The 22,240-nt window shown below is 43.7% G+C and carries 18 protein-coding genes; 2 read left to right on the forward strand and 16 right to left on the reverse strand.

Features of this window, described 5'->3' with window-relative positions; translation table 11 throughout:
• From M1403_01350 to M1403_01425, 16 genes are read right to left on the reverse strand one after another with little or no spacing between them, the layout of a single operon-like run.
• Complete coding sequence (locus M1403_01350) at positions 1-714, reverse strand: glycosyltransferase family 2 protein (GenBank protein ID MCL4397653.1); 714 nt, start codon at positions 712-714, stop codon at positions 1-3.
• Positions 711-2,207, reverse strand: a complete 1,497-nt coding sequence (locus M1403_01355; GenBank protein ID MCL4397654.1) for a hypothetical protein — start codon at positions 2,205-2,207, stop codon at positions 711-713. The genes M1403_01350 and M1403_01355 overlap by 4 nt, the downstream gene beginning before the upstream one ends.
• Positions 2,185-3,840, reverse strand: coding sequence for a 6-pyruvoyl-tetrahydropterin synthase-related protein (locus M1403_01360; GenBank protein MCL4397655.1), 1,656 nt, complete (start codon positions 3,838-3,840; stop codon positions 2,185-2,187). Before M1403_01360 ends, M1403_01355 begins: the two co-directional genes overlap by 23 nt.
• Positions 3,809-4,558: a glycosyltransferase family 2 protein gene (locus M1403_01365; GenBank protein MCL4397656.1), complete on the reverse strand. Its 750-nt coding sequence runs from the start codon at positions 4,556-4,558 to the stop codon at positions 3,809-3,811. The genes M1403_01360 and M1403_01365 overlap by 32 nt, the downstream gene beginning before the upstream one ends.
• Positions 4,555-5,973 carry a glycosyltransferase family 39 protein gene (locus tag M1403_01370; protein MCL4397657.1) on the reverse strand — a complete coding sequence of 473 codons (1,419 nt, stop codon included), beginning with the start codon at positions 5,971-5,973 and terminating at the stop codon, positions 4,555-4,557. Before M1403_01370 ends, M1403_01365 begins: the two co-directional genes overlap by 4 nt.
• A complete protein-coding gene (locus M1403_01375; GenBank protein ID MCL4397658.1) occupies positions 5,966-7,534 on the reverse strand; it encodes a phospholipid carrier-dependent glycosyltransferase in 1,569 nt (522 codons plus the stop codon). The genes M1403_01370 and M1403_01375 overlap by 8 nt, the downstream gene beginning before the upstream one ends.
• Positions 7,531-8,931: a glycosyltransferase family 39 protein gene (locus M1403_01380; GenBank protein MCL4397659.1), complete on the reverse strand. Its 1,401-nt coding sequence runs from the start codon at positions 8,929-8,931 to the stop codon at positions 7,531-7,533. Before M1403_01380 ends, M1403_01375 begins: the two co-directional genes overlap by 4 nt.
• Positions 8,928-11,132, reverse strand: a complete 2,205-nt coding sequence (locus M1403_01385) for a YfhO family protein (protein ID MCL4397660.1) — start codon at positions 11,130-11,132, stop codon at positions 8,928-8,930. Before M1403_01385 ends, M1403_01380 begins: the two co-directional genes overlap by 4 nt.
• Positions 11,120-12,175: a glycosyltransferase family 4 protein gene (locus M1403_01390; protein ID MCL4397661.1), complete on the reverse strand. Its 1,056-nt coding sequence runs from the start codon at positions 12,173-12,175 to the stop codon at positions 11,120-11,122. The genes M1403_01385 and M1403_01390 overlap by 13 nt, the downstream gene beginning before the upstream one ends.
• Positions 12,172-12,984 carry a glycosyltransferase family 2 protein gene (locus tag M1403_01395; GenBank protein MCL4397662.1) on the reverse strand — a complete coding sequence of 271 codons (813 nt, stop codon included), beginning with the start codon at positions 12,982-12,984 and terminating at the stop codon, positions 12,172-12,174. Before M1403_01395 ends, M1403_01390 begins: the two co-directional genes overlap by 4 nt.
• A complete protein-coding gene (locus M1403_01400; GenBank protein ID MCL4397663.1) occupies positions 12,974-14,650 on the reverse strand; it encodes a hypothetical protein in 1,677 nt (558 codons plus the stop codon). The genes M1403_01395 and M1403_01400 overlap by 11 nt, the downstream gene beginning before the upstream one ends.
• Entirely contained in the window at positions 14,647-15,552 is a 906-nt protein-coding gene (locus M1403_01405; GenBank protein ID MCL4397664.1) for a glycosyltransferase family 2 protein, read from the reverse strand. The genes M1403_01400 and M1403_01405 overlap by 4 nt, the downstream gene beginning before the upstream one ends.
• Entirely contained in the window at positions 15,545-16,480 is a 936-nt protein-coding gene (locus M1403_01410) for a glycosyltransferase family 2 protein (GenBank protein ID MCL4397665.1), read from the reverse strand. Before M1403_01410 ends, M1403_01405 begins: the two co-directional genes overlap by 8 nt.
• Positions 16,477-17,373, reverse strand: coding sequence for a glycosyltransferase family 2 protein (locus tag M1403_01415; GenBank protein ID MCL4397666.1), 897 nt, complete (start codon positions 17,371-17,373; stop codon positions 16,477-16,479). The genes M1403_01410 and M1403_01415 overlap by 4 nt, the downstream gene beginning before the upstream one ends.
• Positions 17,370-18,812 (reverse strand): oligosaccharide flippase family protein, encoded by a 1,443-nt coding sequence (locus M1403_01420; protein ID MCL4397667.1) that lies wholly within the window; start codon positions 18,810-18,812, stop codon positions 17,370-17,372. The genes M1403_01415 and M1403_01420 overlap by 4 nt, the downstream gene beginning before the upstream one ends.
• The gene (locus tag M1403_01425; GenBank protein ID MCL4397668.1) at positions 18,778-20,403 is read right to left on the reverse strand and encodes a hypothetical protein; all 1,626 of its coding nucleotides are present in this window, start codon (positions 20,401-20,403) and stop codon (positions 18,778-18,780) included. The genes M1403_01420 and M1403_01425 overlap by 35 nt, the downstream gene beginning before the upstream one ends.
• Here M1403_01425 and M1403_01430 point away from each other — a divergent pair.
• On the forward strand, positions 20,373-21,779 hold the full coding sequence (locus M1403_01430; protein MCL4397669.1) for a hypothetical protein: 1,407 nt from the start codon (positions 20,373-20,375) through the stop codon (positions 21,777-21,779). The two genes, M1403_01425 and M1403_01430, sit on opposite strands and share 31 nt — an antisense overlap.
• Positions 21,733-22,224 (forward strand): hypothetical protein, encoded by a 492-nt coding sequence (locus tag M1403_01435; protein MCL4397670.1) that lies wholly within the window; start codon positions 21,733-21,735, stop codon positions 22,222-22,224. The genes M1403_01430 and M1403_01435 overlap by 47 nt, the downstream gene beginning before the upstream one ends.
• The last annotated feature ends 16 nt before the right edge of the window (positions 22,225-22,240 follow it).

Below are 22,240 nucleotides of genomic sequence, written 5' to 3' on the forward strand. Positions count from 1 at the left end.
CTAGTCAGCGAAGCGGTATTTAAAAATACACCAAAGAGCCTGCGTTCCGTCTTTAAAAGTATTAAATTTTTTTCCCTGGTCGAAGCTGCGAGGTTTGGTAGTAATTGCTACTTCCCTAATTTTAAAACCACTTTTTAACAGTTTAGCCGTAACTTCCGGTTCCATCTCAAAACCATTCGCCTTTAAATTAATCTTTTTTATGGCTTCCCGGGGAATTAATTTATACCCGGTTTCCATATCGGTTAACCAGGTACCGTAGAGAAGACTATTGACTAAACTGAATACCCTATTGGCAAAATAATGCATCACCAGGACCGTTCGGTGTCTACCGAAAAGCACCGGAGGAGAAGTTAATCGCGAACCATAAACTACTGTCCCGGGAAATTTTTCCGCTTTAGCCAAAAGCCGCGGAATTTGCTCCGGATCGTACTCTAAATCGGCATCCTGAATAATGGCGTAATCTCCGGTGACTTTAGAAAATCCGGTTCGCACTGCCGCGCCTTTCCCCTGATTCGCCTCGTGTTCAAAATATTTAACTTCAGGGTGTTTTTTGGCGAACGCTTGGATAATTTTTCCGGAATTGTCTTTAGAAGCATCATTAACCACAATAATTTCTTTTTTCCACGGCAACTTAACCGCTACCACCTTTTGCAGAATTGATTTTAGCGTTGCTTCTTCGTTGTAGACCGGCATCACTATCGATAATCTTGTCATATGCCTTTCCTCCACCAATTCTGGACATCGTCATATACAGCCAACACCGAAAAGGGATACCAGCCATTTTGTTTGGTAAGTAAATTCCAATTTTCAGAGAGGTCCACAACACTGAATTCCTGCCCTTGAAATTCACCTTTGGCCGACTCAGTGGCATTAGCTAGTCCGCAATTTTCGCTGGAGTAAAGGCAAATCCCTACCGGGCGGCCAAAATCGCTTTCGTCACCCGACGCTTCCAAAGCCAAGGAAAAAGAATAGCTCACATTTGAAGTGGCTAAGCCTTTGCCGTAAACCGCCAGCTTCTCACCGGGAAATTTTTTCTCCAACTGATCTCTCACAATCGCAAGCCTCTGGAAATTATTGTTATAATTCATAGTATCTTTTGAAAAATAAAGACCAGAAACGATAAGAGAAAATGAAGCTAGAAGACCCAAGATCTTGTTAATTCGCAAAATTTGATTCAATACCCAGCCTACCAGAAGAATCAAACCGGCATGAAAATAGATCAGGTATCCGTCCAGCCGCTCGCTGCGAAGATAGCGTAGCCAGATAATTTGGATTCCGATAGCTGCAAGGAAATACAAAAATGTTAAGGAAACTTTTCTGCGGATGACGGAAACAGATATAACCACAAGGGACGACAAACCGAATAACATTCCGGCAACAAACGGTCCGCCGGCAATTTTTCCCAAAAACGTCGGCCAGAATGATCCCACATACAATAGCCAGCGGTCGCTAACCCAGAAACGATATTGTCCTACCCGAAAGTAATAGATCAATTGTTCAAGATTGCGGAAATTTCGACTGGAATCCCACAAAAGCATGGGCCAAAGAAGAAGAACCAATCCCAACCCACTCGCAACGGCGAATTTAAACGCGGACTTAATATCTCGAATTTTGACGAAAAACATAATCGGGAAATATACCAACAGGTAAACTCCCTGATAGTGCAAGGATACAGCAGCTCCCGCACCCAAGCCGGTCAAAAAGACAAAGCGCATTTTGCCGGATTTTAGATATGCCAGGAAACCAACCAGAGCAACGGCAGCGCAAATTTCCACTAATCCATGTTGTGTCAGATAGGATGATATGCCAATAACTGCCGGCGACACAGCCGCAATTAAAGCGGCTATTAAGCCTAACCTTTTTCCGCCCAGGATTTTTCCCGCCAAGGCTAATAGCCAAACAAAACCGAGCGAAATTACAAGCATGAACAACCATGGGGAAAGAAAAACATTAGGCAACAGAATGATTGGGAGCATCAAAAACCAATACCAATTTGGTCCAAAAACGAATGGCCCGGCAGAGCTGAAAGAACCCACCCAAGGAAGCTGGTTAAGTTTGATCGCTCCGCGCGCCACTAGTAAATCTCTGGCGGTATCGCTGCTAAATAGGAAACGCAAATCAAAACCGCGTAACCTGATAACAAAAGCAAGAAGTAGAATTATCGCCAGTATTAACTGGTATCTATCAATTTTTAACCTTTGCCGCATATCCGCTCCTGAATAACAGTAAGATTATACAGGCAAAGGAGATCAAAGATAAACTGTCTGCCGCTCTATCAAGAGGTGTTTCTTCAAGCCGAAGCGAATAGGATCCGGGCTTCGGTCCGGATAACAGCATTAAGCCTGTGTCGTCGAATTTCAAGTCCTTCTGGGTCGTAATGACATTCCAATCTTTCCCTTTGGCCAGATTAAATCCATTATATTTAATTGTTGTTTGCGGAAAATAAAAACGATTGACGCGCAGAATTGCGGATCCGCTCGTGTTATCTACTCGCCAATTCAAGCCCGAAGCATTTTCGCTTACTTCGGAAATACTCCCGTCGCCATAGAGAAAATCAAACCGGCTTGGCCGACCGGGCATCCGCATGTTTACGCGCCAAACCGGAACATATTCATCACTGGTTGCTGTCGCTGTGCCTATATAACCAGAGAAAGTTTTATCCGAGTAGTTTAGTGGCTGGTTAATCCTAATGTGATTACGGTTTGCAATAAAAACTATTAGTAACAGCACGATTGCTAATAATTTCTGCCAGCGAAAATTGGCCACCAGATAAGCACCAAAAAACGCAAAAGAGATGGTTGTTATTCCGAGAAACCTCCAGGGAAAATCAACAATTGTTTTAATAATCGGAAGAATCTGCCAGATGTTACGAATAATCGGTGATTCTGTCATCAAAAAGACACTGGCGGCTAAAACCAAAAAGAAAAACAAAACCTCTTTTTCAAATTTACGCCGGATCATAATCAGTCCGCCGGTCAATATTGCTACCATGATCTGTGTCAAGCCCAACTGAAAAGACATTTCGTCTCTAATTGTTCCCGGAAAATCAAAACCGTAACCCCAGGGACTGCGGATAAGCTGCCAGAAAGCCACGAAGTGGTCCCGAAAATATGTCATGTTCTGATCGAAATGAATAAATTGACGTTCGAAAAGATCAGGAACATAGATAAAAGCGCTGAGAGCAAACGCTAAAGCGGTGGACAAAATAAAACGGCGAAAACTACGATGCAGTAACGCCCAACCCAGAAAGAGCGGCAGGGTCAATGCCGCTACCTCATTCTGGGATAATAAGACGGCAGCCAACAATACCGCGGTGACTGTCCACCATTTTTTCTCGATACTCCAAAACACCAGCGGGACAAAACCATATGCCAGGTTCTCGGCCAAAGCTGCCCGGACATAAACATTGAGAAAATGGTACGGCACCCACATGTAAAAAACAGCGCCTACCAGAGCCCCCGTAGTTTTGAACTTATTTCTTAGCCAAAGAAAACAACTTAATCCGGAAAGGACGAAGCCCGCAGCCATCACCATGCGAAAGCTATTTTGATAGGAAATTGCCGCCATGTGAAGCAAGGCGCCAAGCAAATATGGAAGCGGGTAACTATAGACAAAAATCGGAGAGCCAAAATTGGAATTAAAATTAGTTGCCCATCTTGGAGGAAATTGGCCATCACTCAGATCTTGAAAATAGGCAGCAATCCTGGCAGTATGGGTAAAACCATCATGAGAGGTATAGAAAGGATTAGAGATAAGCGACCAAAGACCAATCACGCTGAAAATCGCAAGTATTATTAGAGCAAGAAGATTAGCTCTGTTTTTTTTGAAAAATCGGTGCATGGTAAATTCCCCACGAATTAAATATAAAGAGCGCGGCTTCCCAACAGCTTTCCCAGCCAAACTTCATTCCCCGCCAGACATTAATGGTATGTTGCTGATCGTGGTATCTGGTCGGAATCGGAATCTCTCCGATTTGCAAACCGGCGGCAATGGCTGAAAAAGTGAATTGCTGGTCAAAGGCATAATCATTGGAAAATCTTTGAAACGGAACAGTTTCCAGGGCTTTGCGGCTGTAGGCCCGCAGGCCACTCATATATTCAGAAAGGTTTTCGCCGGTAATGATGTTGGCAAAAAAGGTATACAAGCGGTTAAAAAAATATTTGTATTTGGGCATTCCACCAGTCAATGCCATTCCCCGGTTTTTAATCCGGCTGCCAAACATTATGTCGTAATCTCCGTTAATAATCGGGTCGACCAGCCCCTTGATTTTTGAGCCATCATACTGATAATCCGGGTGCAGCATGACGACTACATCGGGACCATCTTTTAAGGCTTCCCAATAGCAAGTCTTCTGGTTACCGCCATAGCCGAGATTATTCGGATGGCGAAAAACTGTTAATCCCAATTGTTCTGCTACCTCTGCCGTCTTGTCTTTGCTTGCGTCATCAACCAAAATAATTTTATCCACAACCCCGACAGGAATTTCTTTTATTGTTTTTTCGATTGTTTTCTCGGCAAAAAATGCCGGCAGAACGACAATAATTTTTGATTTTTTCATGGTTCGATTTTATATAATTTCAGGGAGTCTTTTCCATAGCCATCAAAGTACTGGGCTATCAGGCGTACCTTCCATCCGGCCGGAGCCGCGGGCCGCTGATAAACAATAAAGTAATCCAGGCCAGCGGGTAAAATTTCCGGTGCCGGCCAATACGGTTTAATCGTTAAATTCGGATGGTCCTTTTGATAAAGTTCCAAAGCATAGGGCATTAGACCAAAGGTTCCTTCCACTCCGACAGTAGTGTTCTTACCCGCAAAAAAGCTATTTATTTCGCGAAGCCCCCAGCCGGCTGACCAACTGTTAAGATATTGTGCCGAATCGGTATCGGCAATTGGCGCCTGGACCGGATCGGTTAAAAGTTTATAGTTGGTATATATGGGTAATATCAAGGCAAGGATTAAAACCACTGGGGCCAGTTTTTTAAATTCGGCAGTTCCGGCCGCGGCTAGAATTAAAAGCATCGGTGTAAAGGTTAGCAAAAATCGGGGATAGATTACTTTATTAAAAAGTAACATGAAGACAAAAAGCGAGAAAAAATAGGCCAGAAGGATGATTTTCGGCCGGGATATTTTTATCAGACTGATAATGATTAGCCCCACTAATGGCCAGGTTAAATATTGTATTTCCCAGGTAGCCAAACCTTTAAAGTTGCCAACGAAAAATTGCAGCGGGTGCTTAATTAATTCTGAGAAGGGCACGATGAATTCATAACTTTTCAAATTGATGACATATGCCTGGGGTAACAAAAACAGAAGAGAATATATTCCCCGGGCGATAACCGCGGATAAGAGTATCAGGAGGGCGTATTTGCCGATACTTTTGGGCTTCAGGATAACCAATATCGGTAGCAGCACAATAAAGAATTCCGCCGGAGTTTTGGTCAGCCAACCCAGTCCCAGAATAATTCCAAGAACTACTGCCCAACGCCACCACAAAGTACGAAGTACCACAACACCGAGCCCCAAACTCCAGACTCCCCACATGGCCAGCATACTATCAGCCAGGGCAAAACGGTCATAAAAAAACGTAAAAGAAGACAAAAGATAGAAGATAGAAGATAGATAAGAGATAAATTTATTCCTTAAAAGCTGCCAGGAAGTAAAATAAATTCCAGCCAAGGCGGCTAAACCGGAAAGCACCGAAACCAGCCGGCCGGTAATTAAAGGGTCGGTACCGGGCAATAGCTTCATAAACACGGCTACCAACCACATGAATAGCGGCGGTTTGCCATCAGTCAGCGGCAGGTAGATGTACTTTAAATCCCCTGACAGAATTTGACTCCAGCGAAGATAAATCGCCTCATCAGTAAAAATCGGAATTAAACCCAAACGCACCAGCCTGGTCGCGAGGAAACCTATTATTAATAGTATCCATAGCAAGATGTCTCTCTTGTGAGTTTTGATAAATTCAATCATAGATGTCAAAGACCGGCTGGTTATTTGGATCATAAATGGTTTTTATTTTTTGACGGCCCGGTAATTTCGTTTGTGGATCAACAACAAACAGTCCTTTACCATTAGTCACGGCTAAAGTATCAAAATGATATTTGTCAAAACAAGAAACTGTCCAAAACCCAAACTGATCCCGACTGGCATCCCGATTTTGCCAGTACTTTTCCGGATCATACTGGTTGTAAAACAAAAAATAAATATACGGCCGGCCGTAGTGATTGGTCACATCAATATAATCATAATCTTTTTGGACTGTGGCCACATATCTAACCATTTGTTTATAACCATACTGCCAGTCACCCGAGTACTTTGTTGGATAAACGAAATAATAGTTTTGTAAATATAGAAAGACTAACACCGCCAATATCGGCGTTAGCACCAGCCTCAATCTTTTACTAAGAGCGAGCAATCCCAGTGCGGAAATAATTTGAGGCACCGGCAACAAATTAAGAGTTCTCAGGGCGTGCGGCGTTTCCCGGGCTGTAGCTGCCGGTATTGGCCCTAACAGCAGCCAGATAAAAATTATGAAGGCGATTTTATTTCGCTTTCGCAGTAAAGCGTATATCCCCAGAAGAACCAAGGGAAAATCAAAAAGATACATCTCCCCGACTGCCTGAGTGGAAAGCCGGGGATTAATATCACCAGTCTGAAAGAGAAAATTAAACCGGTAATGGTCAAAATAGTGACGCAAGAACTCTTCACCATAAAGAATCCTCCGGTTATAGACTAGTTTGGCCCACAAAGCATTGTTGTTGGAGGCAATATTTTTGTTAGCCGCTTCGACAATGCTTAAATCGTTTACCCATGCCACCTCATTAAACCTCAGCCGGCCTTCAGGCGATAAAAGATGGGGAACCAGCGGAATAAGAAGAATCGCCGCTGTTAGAAAAAACACCCAAGATTTTTTCCACATTCGAAGAATATCCTTTATATAAATAAAACTTAAGGCCAAAACTAATAACGGCACGAAAACTCTATGGGAGTTAAAGGTATACATAGCAGCCGCAAAAAAGATAGAAGACAGGAGAAAGAAAATAGTCTTTCCGCGAATGGCTTTTAGAAAAAGATAAACCCCCAGTCCACTGAAAAGCGTGGCCAGATTAGCTTCAAAAGCCGCCCGGCTCATTTGCAGCGACCAGGGGGAAATGGCAATAAACAGGGCGGTTAGAAGTGCCCATTTCCTATTTTTTGAAAGCTCAACAACTATCAGGTAGCTGACTATTATTAATAGTATCCCGGCAATGGCCGACGGCAAACGAACGGCAATCTCTGTCAGCCCCAATAATTTAACGAAGGGAACAACCGCGTAAATATAGCCGACGGGTTTATAGTCTCCAAAGGCGGCAAAAGCGTCGTGGGGCAGAAAAACTCCGTGCTCATCATGCAGGGTAGCTGCAATTGAATAGGCGTTATAACCTAGCGATGCTTCATCCCAATAGAGCGAGGGCGGATTGTCTCCTAAACGATAGAATCGTAAAAACAAACCCAGAACAACAATTAAAATGAGAAAAAGTTTAGATCTCATAAACTCTTAGCCAAGATAAGCACCTTTCCGTCATTCGCAGCCAGAAGCTGATACTGTGCTGGGTTAATTTTATCCTGATCCAGCCGCCATTGTTCGGTAATAAGTAAAAAGGGCCGCTGGCCGGAAGCCATCATTCCCATTAAGCTGTCGGCAGGCGGGGTTTGAGCTATAACCCAATTAACCCGCTTTTGCGAATAATAAACTGTTGTCGGCCAGAGATCCGGGCCGTCAAGATAAAGGGGTTCGCTGCGCCCCTTTGCCGCCAAAGCGACCGCTGACCAGGAATTTAGACCAGAATCCGTTAGTTTTATCTCGTTACGAAATTGAAAAATTTGCCAGAAAGCAACACCGATAAATAAACCGGCAAGAATAATCCCGGGAATTTTAAGCCACAGACTGAATTTCCAAACGGTAAAGCCGATCAAAAGAGCTAAAAAAGGATACAGAGGAATAAGATGCCAGATCTCTGTTTTCCTGTTTGTTAAGAAAGCCAAAAGAAAAATCAGAACCGTGGCTATTACCGGGACTATGCGTTTTTCCCTAATCACTAATATTATTGAGGCAAATAGCGACAGGACGGCCGGATAATACCATTTGCGTATGCCCCAGTGGAGATAATTCATGGTCTGCGACCCGCCCAAATCGCTAAAATTTGGCATCATTCTTGATCCGCTTCGGGTTCCGATACCGATCATATTGTTAATAAAGGTTAAACCGTAGACAAAATAGTTAACCACTAACCAGGGCATTACCACCAGGGCACAGGACAATACTATTAATAATATTTCCTGAAATTTAAATCGCCGGCCGATGAGTAGGAAATACAAAATTATCGGAACTAGCGCTACCACTCCAATCACTGACTTAACCATTAAAGCTCCGCCAAGACTGAGACCGAATAGGATTAGCCACCGGCTTTTTTGGGTATGACAGACCTTGGTTGCCAGATAAAAGGAAATTATCAGAAAGAATACAAAGACGGCGTCAAGATTTCCGGTTCTTGATCGGAAAATAAACCAAACACTGGAAAGAAGAACAAGGGCGGAAGCCAACCCGGCTAAGCGGCTAAAGAGATTTTTACCAAGCAAGTAAAGAAAATATACACTTAAGAATCCCAAAATTGCCGAGGGAAACCTCGCGGCAAACTCGGTGATGCCAAAGAGTTTCATCGAAAGGGCCATCAGAAAGAAACCCAGATATGGATGATCCAAATAGGCCCCGCTGTTAAATGTCAGCAAATAAGGGTTGCCGCTGTGAATGATGTTTCTGGCAATCGCGGCATACCATGCTTCATCAAAATCCGCCAGACCAAAACCCCCTAAATTCCAGAAGAATAACGGCAGAAACAAAAGTAAAAACAGAAAAACCAAAACATCTAATGACAGGATTTTTTTCATAAAGAAAATCTTACTTTATGTTCCCCTCCCGGAACAATAATCCCCCGGAAGGCATAATCAGTCAGATAAATTTTTGCCGGAACACCATCAACTGCCGCTTTCCAGGTCGGATAATAAGAGTCTGTCAGTACCAAAAAACCATCTTTCTTATTGTTTGTTTCAATTACAACCTCGTTAGGTTGATAACTTCTTATGTCTGCCGTCCCTTCCGACCAGTTGTCCGGAATTTTGTCAGTATCCTCAACTGCCGCCGCTTTTGCCGGGTTAAAATCAGACGCGAACATGGCCGTAATCGTTTCTTGTTTATTGTTAGTTTTCCTCACTCTCTCGACAAAAAAAGCCCTGGGAAGAGCGTCAGTTACTTCGTAAAGCCGCGTTTCTCCTTCCTGCATCACTTTGCGCAAATCAGGTTGAAAAAGTTCAAAAGGAGTGAGAAGGTACTTAACATTCAGCAAAGAATAAAGCGGTTTATCATAACTTCTTGGTGTAATTGATCGGTTATAACCAAAAGGCGGATTAATGTCTGGTTGGCCCCGGTTAATAGCGATCATTAATTCTGCGTAGCGTTGCAAATATAATGGGTCATACCCTGACGCCGTCTGAATTTTGTAGGAATCAGAGTAGTTATCGGGGAAAATCTGGTCTTCCATCGATGTTACCCGAAAAACACCAGTTTTTGTCTGTTGTGAAAGATAGCTGATAATTTTTGTTTTAGGAAATAGCCATTGAGCCGGCGTAAACGGCAAAAATTTAATCGCAAATTTCGCGCTGTCAAAACAGGCCAGGAGAAGCAATCCGGCCACTGCTGCCCTTTTTAGTTTAGAGGAAAAGAATACCGAAGCAGTCGCCAGTATTATGGTCGCAAGTATAGCCGTCGGCAAAACCAAATTCCGTAAGCTGATGGACAAATGATTTTTGAAGGCTATCAGCCATAAGACCGAGATCACCATCCCAAACAAGACCGAAACAATAGCCTGATGCCGTCCTTTATTTTCTTTCTGCCACCAATCAAGACCAAAAGCCGCCGCGACACTGAGAGTAAAGCTAATTATGACAATTAATCTTGACGGCTGGGATGAAGCAATAAAAGGCCAGTTAAAGCGGTAGGGAATTTCAGCAATTGGTGTCGGGAGAATCAAAATCAAACCGGCAACAAGAATTAACTGAAAAAATCTCACTTCCTTTCTTTTAGTGAAAATTGCCGACAGTCCGAAAAATAGCGCGACCAAGCCAATGTATCCCACAAACTCGCCGTAATTCCAGACGCCGAAATAGTTAAGGGTTGCCGGATTGCCAAAAAAATCAGGGGCAATAAACTGAATCAGGTTTTGCCATGGGAGAAACCAGTCGGGCTTATTCCAAACTGCCTGGTCCAAGCTCCTTCCCGAGAGCTGAATGAACTGGAAAGCCGGTATTAAAACAGGAGAAGTGATTAATAAAGCTAGGAGAATGGAAATACCCGTAGGAATCAGGCTTCGAAGATTATGCTTTTCCATCGCCCGATAGAAAGCGTAAAGGCCGGCAACGATCATAACATAAAATATTGTCTGGAGATGGCCCGCAAGAATCGTACTCACAATAGAGAAGATAAAAACCGGTACTAACCACCATTTCCTGTCGGGAGAATTTAATCTGTCAAGACAATATAGAATTAACGGCAGCCAGATGACTGACTGAACCACCATATTCGTTTCCAGCCAGGAGATGAAGAAACCGCAACCTACCCAAGCGATAGTCCCCAAAACTGCCGAACTTGGTGAAAGTTTCAAATTTCGAAGAAAAATTGCCATGAACAGACCACCCAAAATAGTTTGTAATATTACCTGGATTGACCAGGTTGTCGGAAAATCAGCCAGCCAATAGACGAAGTTAAGCGAATAGAACGGCGCTGACTGCAAATTGGCCATCAGGGGATAACCGGAAAAGGAATAAGGATTCCATAAAGGCAAATGGCCTTGTTTAAGCTGCTCGATAGCCAATTGCCGCCAGGGATATTCCTGTCGCACAGCATCCGTGATCAGAGAATTTTTGAACGGAATTCCGTTGGGGTACTGATCAGAAAAAGCATCTCGCCAGGGATAATATAACCCCACAATCGTATCGGCCGGAATCGGCAAGCGCCCGCCAAAAATAAACGGGCGGTAGACTGCAAAAATATATACCAGAAAAACCAGAACTGGCCAAAATTTTAAGAACCGCATAGCTCTTCCAGCTGATCAAAAAATTTTTCCTTACTAAAAAGTTTTGCCCGCTGCTGGGCAGCTATCGCCAATCTTTGTCTAAGATCAGAATTATTTATAAGAGCTAGAGTTTGGGCTTTCAGATCATCTTTCTGCTTCCAAAAATACCCGGAAATTCCGTCTTCAACAATTTCCAGCTGTCCGCCGCCACCGAAAACCACAGGTACTGCTCCCGCAGCCATCGCCTCGACTGTTGTCATTCCAAAATGCTCTGCCCGATCGGGAAATTTTTCCAGATCTTCCCCAAAGCCGGCCGCATGCCAATAGATTTTTGCCTCAGAATAATATTTTTGCAGCGTTTTGAAATCACTGTCAGTAATAATCTCAATGTTGGAACCTTTGGCTTTCTGCTTTAGCAAGGAAATCTCATTTGCACTCTCGGAAGCTACCCCGCCGATTAGCACCAGTTTCCACTTCTTCAAATTCATTTCCTTAAAGACTTCGATCATTATTTCTTGTTTCTTGGGATTGCTGGGGGCAAAAAATCTGCCCACCGATAAAATGATCTCTGATTTGGGGCCGGGAGAAAACTTTTCGATATCTACGGGTGGGTACAAGATACTGCTGTTAAGGCCATAAGTTTTATCAATATAACCCTTAGTGTACCGTGAATTACAAACGACATCGCTGAAGCGGGTCAATTTTAACCTATTCAGCAATGTTTTTTGATTTGAATAATTAAAAGGCACCTGAAAATGAAGAATGTTTTTTTTGGCAAAGGTTACCGGGATGCTGCCGTCAGAAAGAAAAAAAATCAGATCATACTGGCTTGTCCGCCATATCTTTTCCGGTAAAGTTGTGCGGGAAAAAAATATATCGCTAATAAACCTGGCCTTGGACAAATCGAGGTCAAATCTTTTTTGTAGGACTTGGCAGTCACGGTCGCCATTCCAAAAAATATCAACATGATGGCCTTGGTTCAGAAAATATTGCGCTGCAGTCAGAAAATAGCGTTCTCCCCCGCCGAGAGTATCGAGGTAGGGACTGAACAGTCCCACCTTCATAAGGTTCCCTCCAGAATTTTCCTGTCAAGCTCTTCGTAGGTATCTTTAAGCGACGGTTTTCTTTGCATTTCCCAAAGTTTGGCGTAAACAATAAACAACGAAAATGATTGAAATATGCCGTCAATCCAGCCCTCAGTTCCCTGGCGCCATCCCTGATATTTTACTAGCCGGGAATAAAACTCCGTTAAAAATACTCTTACCAGCCGCCATCCAACCACCTTTGGATGATTGGCTGCCAGACGCAGCCGGGCTTCGCGTTCAGAAAAATTAATGGTCTTTTCCATCATTGAAAAAATATCGCGATGGGTCAGGTGATACAGGGGGGCCTCCAATTTCCCAATCTCCCCGCTTACTTTTGACGATTCATGAATTACTCCCGTCCAACCTTCTAAACGATCTTTTTTAAAAAGTCTGGTGACATAGTCTGGATAGCGGTCACCAAACTTCACTTCTTTTCCCAAAAAGAAATTCACCCGGCGTAGTTCATAAGCGTCTGATCGCGGCGACTCCAGCTCTTTTAGAATCTCTTTTTGTAAAGCCAGAGATACTCTTTCATCAGCGTCGATAAAAAGGACCCAATCACTGGTTGCCTTCTCTTTGCCCAAATTATGCATTTCGGAGAAATCCTTAGAAGCAGTTCTATAAATCTTCTTCGTGTATTTCCGGGCAATTTCCAGTGTTTTTTCAGTGGCTCCGTTATCGACAACAATAACTTCGTCAGCAAAATGAACACTCTTTAGACACGCCTCGAGATAGTGTTCTTCCTCCGGCCAGAAAGTAAAAACGACGGCTGAAAGTTTAACGCTCATATATCACAGCTTCACTATTTTCAAAAACGGTGTGTAACTGATATTTATCTTTAATTCTACCAAACTCGGGCACTTCGTTGCGTCGCAGAAAAACATAACCAAAATCTGCTTTAACCGGTTCAGGACCAAACTCTTTTATAATGTGGTTTTTGCCGGCTGCCGTGTCTAAACCAACTTGGAACGGAAAAAATTCACCGGAATAGACTGTCCGCCGCCAGGCTAAAGCACTAAACCAAAGCGTTCCCAAATTCAGTTTTGTCGGAGCAACCAAAAAAATGGCCTCTGTTGGCGTTTGGGCGCGAATGTAGTTAACCGCGGCTACTTCCTGAGCGGTTATAGCCACTTGATTTCCGCGCATTGGACCATCGATGGTTTGGCGCACTTCACTGCGGTCATAATTAAGATACACGCCCCGCGAGAGCAACTCTCTTTTATCTAACCCCAGAAAAATTGCCACCAAAACAAGAAGCGTTAAAACTTTGACGGCCTTATTATTAACACGGTCTAAAACGGCAAAAACAAAAACCGTAAAGCAAATGCCCAGAAATAAGGTGAAATATGGTGTGAACTGGACAATATCAAACGGCTTTTTTCCCTGATTAAAAAAGAGAGGAATAGCAAAAGAAGCCAGACCACTAAAGAAAAGAAAAGCACGAGACGAGGCTGTTCTTTGCCAATTTCTAAGCGCAGAAATTAATGGTAACAACCCAATAATCCGCAACCCAAGACTTCCGAAAAGATAAATAATGAAGGCTTCTAAATATAATCGGGTTAAAGTTAACCAGTTCCCAAAATGTTTAGCCGTCTCTAGATGCTGAGTAAAACTGATAAGATAAAGCCGTTCATAATCTCCCATCAGCCTTTCGAGCAGCCAAAAAGGAGCCACCTGGATACCGACCGCCGAACCGTCCAGATTAAGTTTCACCCAGGTCAGCATTCCACCTAAACCAATTAATATTGCCAAAACAGCAAAAATATCTTTCTTTTTAAACCAGAACCAACCCGCTCCAAAAACTGCCCCAATAGCAAAAACCACCCCACCATGAGCTTTTATGCCGAAAGAAGCCGCCAAAAGAATCGCAAAGACTAACATCTGCCATTTTCTTCCGGACTTCTCGTATGCCGCCAAAAGAAGAAACAGCGACAAAAAAACTATTAGGCTTAAGACCCCCTGAGGATTAATCATCATGTCGTAAATCTGATCAGTCATAAAGACATTGTTCGTTCCCCGCATTGTCAAGACTCCCAAGCTGGTGGCAAAAACAGAAAAGAAAATAGAAAATGTGGCCGCCCAGGGGTTTTTCGTCAAGACTAATGTAGTTAGATAAATTACTAGAGACAACAGAAGCGCCAGAATAATCGGGGCAAACCGGTAATACAGATCCAGGTAAGAAATACCCGTCACCTTTACGGCAGCGGCCAAGGCAGTGTCATACAAATAGTGGTAATTCTTAAGAGGGACTCCGCCGTATGCAAAATCGGTCGGGGGAAAACGAGATTGCATTTCCCCAATTAGGGATAGGTGAACTCCGGCGTCATAATAGGTGGCTCCGGCGTCAAAGAGAATATTCCCCAGATTATCAACAACTCCGCTTCGCCATAAGGGAGTAACCATGACCAAAACGACTGCAAGGCTGAAAAGAATAGCTAAAAGTCGGTGTTTCATGCCGGAAAGCAGCCTTTACCAAAATTAATTGTCAAAAAATCTTTAACTCCCTTTTTTTGCCAGGGCCTTCCGGAAAAAAGAAATCCGATAGCCTGCCGACCCAAGGCAATTTTGGATTTAAGAGGAGCATATAAAAGGCCAAACAGCAGTCTATTCCGGGTCGTATAGTAGTCATGAAGGTCTGACCCTGCACCTGAAGATCCAGCGTTTTTGTGCCAGACAACCGCAGTGGGAACATACCAAAGTTCGAAACCTGCTCTGAGGGCTCGCAGACAAAAGTCACTTTCCTCAAAATAAAGGAAATATTTTTCGTCTAACAGTCCGATTTTCTCAAAAACTTCTCTTGTCACTAACATTGCTGTTCCGGTGACCGCTCCGGTCTTTTCTTCTTGGGCATATTGATTAATGTCCACTTCATCTACTCCCCGATGTTTAGTCATCACGTTATTCCAGTCAATCTCCCCACCGGCCCACCAGAGAACTTTCCCCAGCTCGGATTTTTTATATTTTTCTTTATGAAATTCATATCCCGGAGCAAAATAAATCTTTGCCCCAAAAATGCCGCCACTCGGGTGTCTTTGGGCAGCAATCACTAACTCCTGTAAGCAATGCGGATCAACCACAGTATCGTTGTTTAAAATCCAAACATACTCGGCGCCATCTTCAAGTGCCCGTTTTATCCCGACATTGTTTCCTCCAGCGTACCCCAAATTTTTTTCGTTTTTAATGAAAATAAAGTCCCACTTAGATTTGTATCCGGAAAAATCATCTTCACTGGCGTTGTCTACTATAATTAATGAGAGATCAATATCTCTAACCTTCAGTTTTTCCAATGACGCCAAACACTCCCCGGTCATAGCGGCATTTTTAACGTGGAGTACCACAACGGAGATTTTAGTCATTAAAGCCGATTTTTTCGGAGATAACATAGGTCGGGCGCTGCTTAACTTCATCGTATATCCGGCCCAAATATTCTCCGATAACTCCCAAAATAAGCAGCTGGATTCCACCGATAAATAGAGTGGAAACCAATGGTGACGCCCACCCTAAAACGGCCGTTCCTGCTACTAGTTTAGCGTATAAAACATCGACAATTACCAGGAAAGCAAAGATGGAAACGGCAAACCCGATATAAGTCGCCAGTCGAAGCGGCACATAGGAAAAAGAGAAAATTGCGTCAAAAGCCATTTTTGCCAGCTTTGCAAAATTCTGAGACTGCTTGCCAGCAAACCGCGGCGGTTTTTCATATTCCTGGCCCAACTGTTTAAAGCCTACCCAGGTGCGCAAGGCCGGAATAAAGCGGTTCCGTTCCGGAAGACTTAGCAGGGCTTCCACAACTGGCCGGCGCATCACCGCAAAAATTCCAACGTTGCGAGGAATGGTAATGGAGGACAATCGGCACATCAAAAAATAATAGAGACCAAACAAAAGTTTTCTTATCGGGGGATCACGACGGACTTTCGAAACGCCGTAGACCACATCATAGTCCTCAGCAATCTTTTCCAGCATTTTTCCCAAAACTTCCGGCGGATCTTGTAGGTCCGCATCAATTGTCGCAACCACTTCCCCCTTCGCTTGAGCCAGACCGGCCATAACCGCCGCCTGCTGGCCAAAGTTTCGTGACAAATTTATTACCTTAACTTTCTTGTCCTTACCGTTCAACTCTCGAAGAATTTCGGGAGATTTATCCCGGCTGGCATCATTAACAAAAATCAGTTCGTACTCTTTTCCTTGTTTGTCCAAAACTTCACGCAGTTGCTTATAGAGCTCTGTCAGATTTCCTTCTTCGTTGTAGACCGGGATGACAATAGAAGTCTGAACTTTGCTCATCGGAATCTCCTTTTTAACTTATGACTAAATAACTTCAGCGGATTTTTCGTATCTTTCATTTGCTCAGTAAAAAGCCAATATTTGTAGTCTCTGCTGCTTTGCAAAAACTGTCTATTACAATCATTCAAGGAAACGTCTCGCTGCCAAAAACCCTTCCTTTCCCATATTTTAGCGAAAGTTACCTCCATATAGAAAGCCATGAGAAGCGCTAAAACCAATCCATGCAGACCGTCTCTGTAACCCTGGCCAAAAAAATAGCGGCTTAAAAATTCATCAGTGGGCATTTTAATGGCATCTCTCCAGGTGATTTCTTTGCTTTCGGAAATTAATTTTTCCGCCTCCCGAGTCGTGTAACTGTCAAATCGCAACAAAAAGTCAGAAACCGTTACCCAATTGAGATGGAGAATAGCATTTTCCAGTTGGCCGATATTTCCGTCAACCTCCAGTTCTTCATGGACATGTTTGGCAGGAAACTTCGCCTTACCATTCTTAAAGAGCCGCAATTGCCAATCTGGGTACCACCGACTGTTCTCGATCCATTTGCCAAAAATAATATTTTTGCGGGGAACCCGGTAGGCTGTGGCTTGCGGGTCAGAAATTACTCTCCCTATTTCTTCCTGGAGCTCTGGCGTTATCCGTTCATCCGCATCGAGACTGAAAATCCAATCTCCAAGGCATTTTTCAAAGGCCAGGTTCATGTTCTTCTTCATGAGCGGCTGATTGGGAACAACGAAAACCTTTGCCTTCAGTTGTTTGGCAATTTTTACGGTATTGTCTGAAGAAGTACCGTCGACGACCACCACTTCATCGGCGAAGCGAGCGCTTTCCAAACATTCTTTGATATGTTTTTCTTCGTTAAAAGTGACAATAGCGATGGAAATTTTTGGTTTCATTTGCGATAAGCTTTAAGAAAAATTCCAAAATTCTCCATAATCTCTTTCCTGTCAATCATAAAAGAGACTCCCGCAAAGATTATAGCCCCAGTTATCCCGGCTAACAAAATTCCAACAATACCGGAAGCTACTCTTAAAATTAAAAACATTCCCAGGCCCATGACCACTGACGAAAAGGTAGGCTTCCAGATTGGCTTAACAAAGCTAAATTCAATGTGCCTTTTTAAGAGATATCCGGTATACACCACGGTTAGAGCGACCACAAACGAAGCCATAGAGATTCCAGTGAACCCAAATTTTCCAACCAGGACAATGGTAAAGCCCCAGGTTAGAGCAATCCATAAAATCATTAGGCCAAGAGTAGTTTTGACCCGGCCGGTAGCATCCAAAGCATTGACCAAAACATTAGAAATTGCCGACAACCCCGCTCCCAGGCAAAGAAAATAAAACGAGGGCAGAGCTGCTTCCCATTTAGCATACTTGGGAATGACATAAATTATCGGCTGGATTAGAAAAATCATCCCGGTCAGAATGGGAAAGAGGACAAAACTCACGGCAAAAAGCGATTTTTCAATTCCCTTGCGCAAGGTCTCTTGTTCATGCTGAACACGAGCATAGGCCGGAAAAGTTACCCGAGTCACACTGTCCACAATTAACCGGAAAGGGCTGTAGGCCCAACGCTGGGCCCAACCCCAATATCCTACGCCTTCCGTCCCCACCCAGCCGGTTAAAAAAACTGTCAGAAGATTATCTTTGATAACCGCCAAAACGCTTTTCCCCTGATAAGCAATGCCATACGACAGAAGCGCCCGGGCCTTATGTCTGGCTATGCCAAATCTCACCTTCCACGGCGATAAAATATAGTACAACGGCAGCCCGACAAGAGCTGAAACCAAAATGGCCCAGGAATAGGAATCAATTTCGAAGCCTCTGTAAGCCAAAACCACTACCAGGACATTAAAAACCGACGACTCGACGATTTGCGGAATGACCTGGACATCAAACGCCAGTTTCCGTTCCAGCAGCAAGGATGGCAGGGCTTTTAAGGAAGAAATAAATAGGGTTATTAAAAGAACATGATATAAAAATATGCCTTGAGAGTTTAGATGGGCATAGCCCGCGATATATCTGGTAACCAAGAATCCGACGACAACCGCCGCCGTGACCAAAATCTCCTGAATAGTAAATGTTGTCCGTAAGTCGTCTTCGTCAAGTTCTTCTTTTTTTTGAATTAAAGCCGCTCCCAACCCCACATCGGTAAAAATAGTAAAAATTTGCAGCAGAGCGTTGACGGCAATAAAAACACCAATTGCCGATGGGGACAAGAAAATCCCCAGAAAAAAGAAAGCCACCAAGGAAACAGCCTGCAATAAAACTGTCCGACCGATCAGGGCGACCACACTTCTAATGGTTTTTCCTTTGATATCTTCCAACTCCATAAATTCCGATTCCAAGGATAAACGCTAGAGAAATCGCGTTTCCCGCAACCCGCGGCCAGGTATTAGTAAATATACCATTAATAGTGTGGTTTCCGGCAGATATGTCAACCGTAATCAATTTATACGGATTGTCATCAGTAATAGGAACTTCTCGGCCGTCAACGGATATTTTCCAGCCGGGGAAATTGGTTATTTGCGGCTGAAAAACCGCATTGTCACTGAAATTGCCGGTCACAGAAAAACTGTCAGGATTCCAATAATTCACATTCACATTACCGTTATTAATTTCAAATTTCGAATTTCGAATTTCAAATTGATTAATATCCACCCACACTACCCCTTTATCATTGATGTAAGTCGCAACTCCTTTCGGCATAAATTCAAAAGACGACCCGCTGATGTCCCATTTGACATATTTATCCGTCAGTAGTTGGTTATCAGAAACCGGAATATAGCGTTGCGGGACAAAATATTTCCCCTGAACAAAAATTACCGCGGCGATCAGGGGAACGGCCAGCCAGAGTTTTTTACCAATAAACCCGGCCAGAAGAGCCGCAAACAAAACTACAAATTCCAGAAAGCGCCAGGGAAACTGCAGGTACCAAAGCGGGGAAATCCGGTCCCAAAGAAAACGGGAATAGTCGGTAGTCATGAAAAGCGAAAACGCCAGTAAAACCCATACTAAAAGCGCTTTTCTATTTCTCCAAAGCAAGGCAGCCACCAAGGAAACTAAAATTACTAACCAGGATATTTTTCCCAGCGCGAAAGACATTCCGTCAAAACAACCGGCCACCGAGCCGCCAAAACCCCAGGGACTGTTCCAAAGCTGCGCCGGACAGACAAAATGAATCTGATAGGAGGCTAGATTTTTAATCAGCAACTGGTCAACCAGAGTAAATTGCTTTTCCGCCAGTTCCGGCAACCAAAAAAAGGCGGTTAAACCAAAGGCAATAATCGGCGAAAGAAGAAGAGATTTCCGGCTGAAAACCAAAGCCCAGACGGCAAAGAAAACCATGTACGGCAGAAAAATGAGGTTGTGGGTAATCATTAACAATCCCAATAGGATCCCGGCCAAAACCGGGCGTTTTTTATAAACAGCTAAAAGAATTAGCGGCAGCCAAACAAAGGAGAAAAGTTCCGCTAAAGCGCCGCGGATATAGGCGTCAACAGCGTGATATGGGGCGTATAAATAAAATAACGCGGCAACTGTTCCTCCGGCTCTGCCAAAAAATTCCTTAGCCAAAAAGTACATTGCCAAAGCAGATCCCAAGAGAGCCGTGAACCAAACCAACTTGATCGAATCAATATATCCCAAACCTGTCAGGTGATAAATCTCTCCAAGGTAATAGGATAAGGGAGGATAAAAATTAAACAGCGGATAACCGTAGCCAAAACCCAAGTCTTCTACCCACCTGACGGGAAATTGTCCCCCTTTTAGGGCCTTATCCAACTGCTCAAGCCGAACCACCTGTTGATCGTCATGCATGGAAAAATAGCCGGGCGACAGGAGGGGTTTCCAGGTGAAATAGGAGAGGAAAAGAATTAGAATTACTGGAAGAAATGTGGCAACGCGTGAAAAAATTTTGGACACGAGTTCATTATACAAAATTACTTGTAGTTACCGCACTAACGACGATAGCTGTTCTTTTTTCTCCGAGACAAATATTGGCCACCGGAAACCAGCCTCACTACACTCTAATTATTAATCAAGTCCGCGGTTCGGAGTGTTACGATGCGGGAAATATTGATTTTCTAAAACAGCAACTGCAAACCTTGGAACAGAAGAACTTGCCAGCCACTTTTGCCGTGCGCTTTGACGCTTTGAATGACGGACAATATCTTTCGGTCCTTAACGATGCTAAAAATAAAGGTTTTGAAATGGCGGGGTTCCTGGAAATTACCCCACTTTTAGCCTCCGAAAGCGGGGTAGTTTATCATGGTGATGTCCAAAAATGGTATCAACCGGGAAATCTATATTTACTTGGCTACTCTCCCGATGACAGAAAGAAATTGATTGACACCTACATGGCCGGCTTCAAGAAAGCTTTTGGCGGTTTTCCAAAAACCACCGTTTCCTGGATTATCGATGCCTATTCGCTGCAATATTTAAGCGACAAATATCACATTCAGGCGCACGAAATAACCCGGGACCAGTGGGGAACCGACCGGCTCACTCTTTATGGCGGCCCTGAGCATTACCCTTATGTTCCCAGCCCCAATTGGCCAATAATTCCGGCCACCGGTAGCGCTGTCACTTCTCCGCTGATAATCCGTCAGACAATCTCTGATCCGGTGGAAAATTATGGCGATCCGACCAATTCTCACACTTCCCAGCCGAACGACTTTATGCGCCGAACGACGAACTTTGCTTATTTCCAATATCTTTTTGACCAAGCCCATGCCCAAGATTTAAACGACTACACGATTGCCGTTATTGGATTGGAAAACTCTATGGAGGCAAAATATCAGCAGATGTTTTCCTGGCAGCTCGAATATGTCAGCCAGTGGCGGAAAAAAGATTCAAATAATCAAGTTGTCACCGCGCAAAATTTTCCTTTCAACAAGAAGCAGCCATTATTTACTGTCTACGAGGGAAATATTTTTAAAGACCGCTCCTCACGAGCCTGGTGGATAAATACCAATGCCTACCGGATCCGCCTGCGCCTGGCTGGCGGCCGGTTATTTATCAGCGATTTACGAGTTTACGATTCGAACCTGATCGACCCTTACTCATCACGAACGGCAGTTGGAAGCGCCTCCTGGATTGTCCCCTTTATTGTGGACAGTTCACGCTGGCCTAACCATCTCCTTGATCCTATCCCTGATGATCAGAAATCGGCGGGTATTGAGTTAAGAAATAATATTACCGATGCCCAAAAATACTCCCTGGAAAAAGAAGGGGAGTATAAACTTGTCTTGTATGACGATGCATGTTGCCGTTGCCGTCTTTTCTCCTCAGTGGTTTGACTTGCCGGGCAAACAGACCATTTCCAAAGAAACGGTTAACAAAGATCCCGCCGCCTATCCGCTCTATCTTTCAAACCTGCCAATAGATCAAAATAAATCCTTTGTCTATGTTAACAACCGCTACGCTTTTGTCAGCCGCAATCCGGTCAGACTGATTTTTTATCCACGTGACGCTAATAACAACCCGGCAATAGCACAAATATCCGTTCAAACTAGCCCGCAAATCGAAAACATTCAAACCCGTGATCAAGATGATCTTGGCGGGGGAATAATAATTGACCTGCAAAACTCACATCCGCAGAAAACAGAAATAATAGTCCAAAGCGGCGGTGAAAATTTTACTCAGACTGTATATTTTGCCCCCAACTGCTCACGAAACCCGCTTTCCTGTCTTAGAAATCCTTGGTATTTCTGGTGGTATTTACATACAATTAAGCAAAAGTGAAGCGCTGGGTTTTCCT

Source organism: Patescibacteria group bacterium (assembly GCA_023380635.1).
Taxonomy (GTDB): domain Bacteria; phylum Patescibacteriota; class Microgenomatia; order JAMCZE01; family JAMCZE01; genus JAMCRP01.

Coding starts and splice junctions, on each gene's coding strand:
- M1403_01350 (MCL4397653.1), bottom strand. CDS start 714: ATGACAAGATTATCGATAGTGATGCCGGTCTACAACGAAGAAGCAACG.
- M1403_01355 (MCL4397654.1), bottom strand. CDS start 2,207: ATGCGGCAAAGGTTAAAAATTGATAGATACCAGTTAATACTGGCGATA.
- M1403_01360 (MCL4397655.1), bottom strand. CDS start 3,840: ATGCACCGATTTTTCAAAAAAAACAGAGCTAATCTTCTTGCTCTAATA.
- M1403_01365 (MCL4397656.1), bottom strand. CDS start 4,558: ATGAAAAAATCAAAAATTATTGTCGTTCTGCCGGCATTTTTTGCCGAG.
- M1403_01370 (MCL4397657.1), bottom strand. CDS start 5,973: ATGATTGAATTTATCAAAACTCACAAGAGAGACATCTTGCTATGGATA.
- M1403_01375 (MCL4397658.1), bottom strand. CDS start 7,534: ATGAGATCTAAACTTTTTCTCATTTTAATTGTTGTTCTGGGTTTGTTT.
- M1403_01380 (MCL4397659.1), bottom strand. CDS start 8,931: ATGAAAAAAATCCTGTCATTAGATGTTTTGGTTTTTCTGTTTTTACTT.
- M1403_01385 (MCL4397660.1), bottom strand. CDS start 11,132: ATGCGGTTCTTAAAATTTTGGCCAGTTCTGGTTTTTCTGGTATATATT.
- M1403_01390 (MCL4397661.1), bottom strand. CDS start 12,175: ATGAAGGTGGGACTGTTCAGTCCCTACCTCGATACTCTCGGCGGGGGA.
- M1403_01395 (MCL4397662.1), bottom strand. CDS start 12,984: ATGAGCGTTAAACTTTCAGCCGTCGTTTTTACTTTCTGGCCGGAGGAA.
- M1403_01400 (MCL4397663.1), bottom strand. CDS start 14,650: ATGAAACACCGACTTTTAGCTATTCTTTTCAGCCTTGCAGTCGTTTTG.
- M1403_01405 (MCL4397664.1), bottom strand. CDS start 15,552: ATGACTAAAATCTCCGTTGTGGTACTCCACGTTAAAAATGCCGCTATG.
- M1403_01410 (MCL4397665.1), bottom strand. CDS start 16,480: ATGAGCAAAGTTCAGACTTCTATTGTCATCCCGGTCTACAACGAAGAA.
- M1403_01415 (MCL4397666.1), bottom strand. CDS start 17,373: ATGAAACCAAAAATTTCCATCGCTATTGTCACTTTTAACGAAGAAAAA.
- M1403_01420 (MCL4397667.1), bottom strand. CDS start 18,812: ATGGAGTTGGAAGATATCAAAGGAAAAACCATTAGAAGTGTGGTCGCC.
- M1403_01430 (MCL4397669.1), top strand. CDS start 20,373: ATGTGGCAACGCGTGAAAAAATTTTGGACACGAGTTCATTATACAAAA.
- M1403_01435 (MCL4397670.1), top strand. CDS start 21,733: ATGACGATGCATGTTGCCGTTGCCGTCTTTTCTCCTCAGTGGTTTGAC.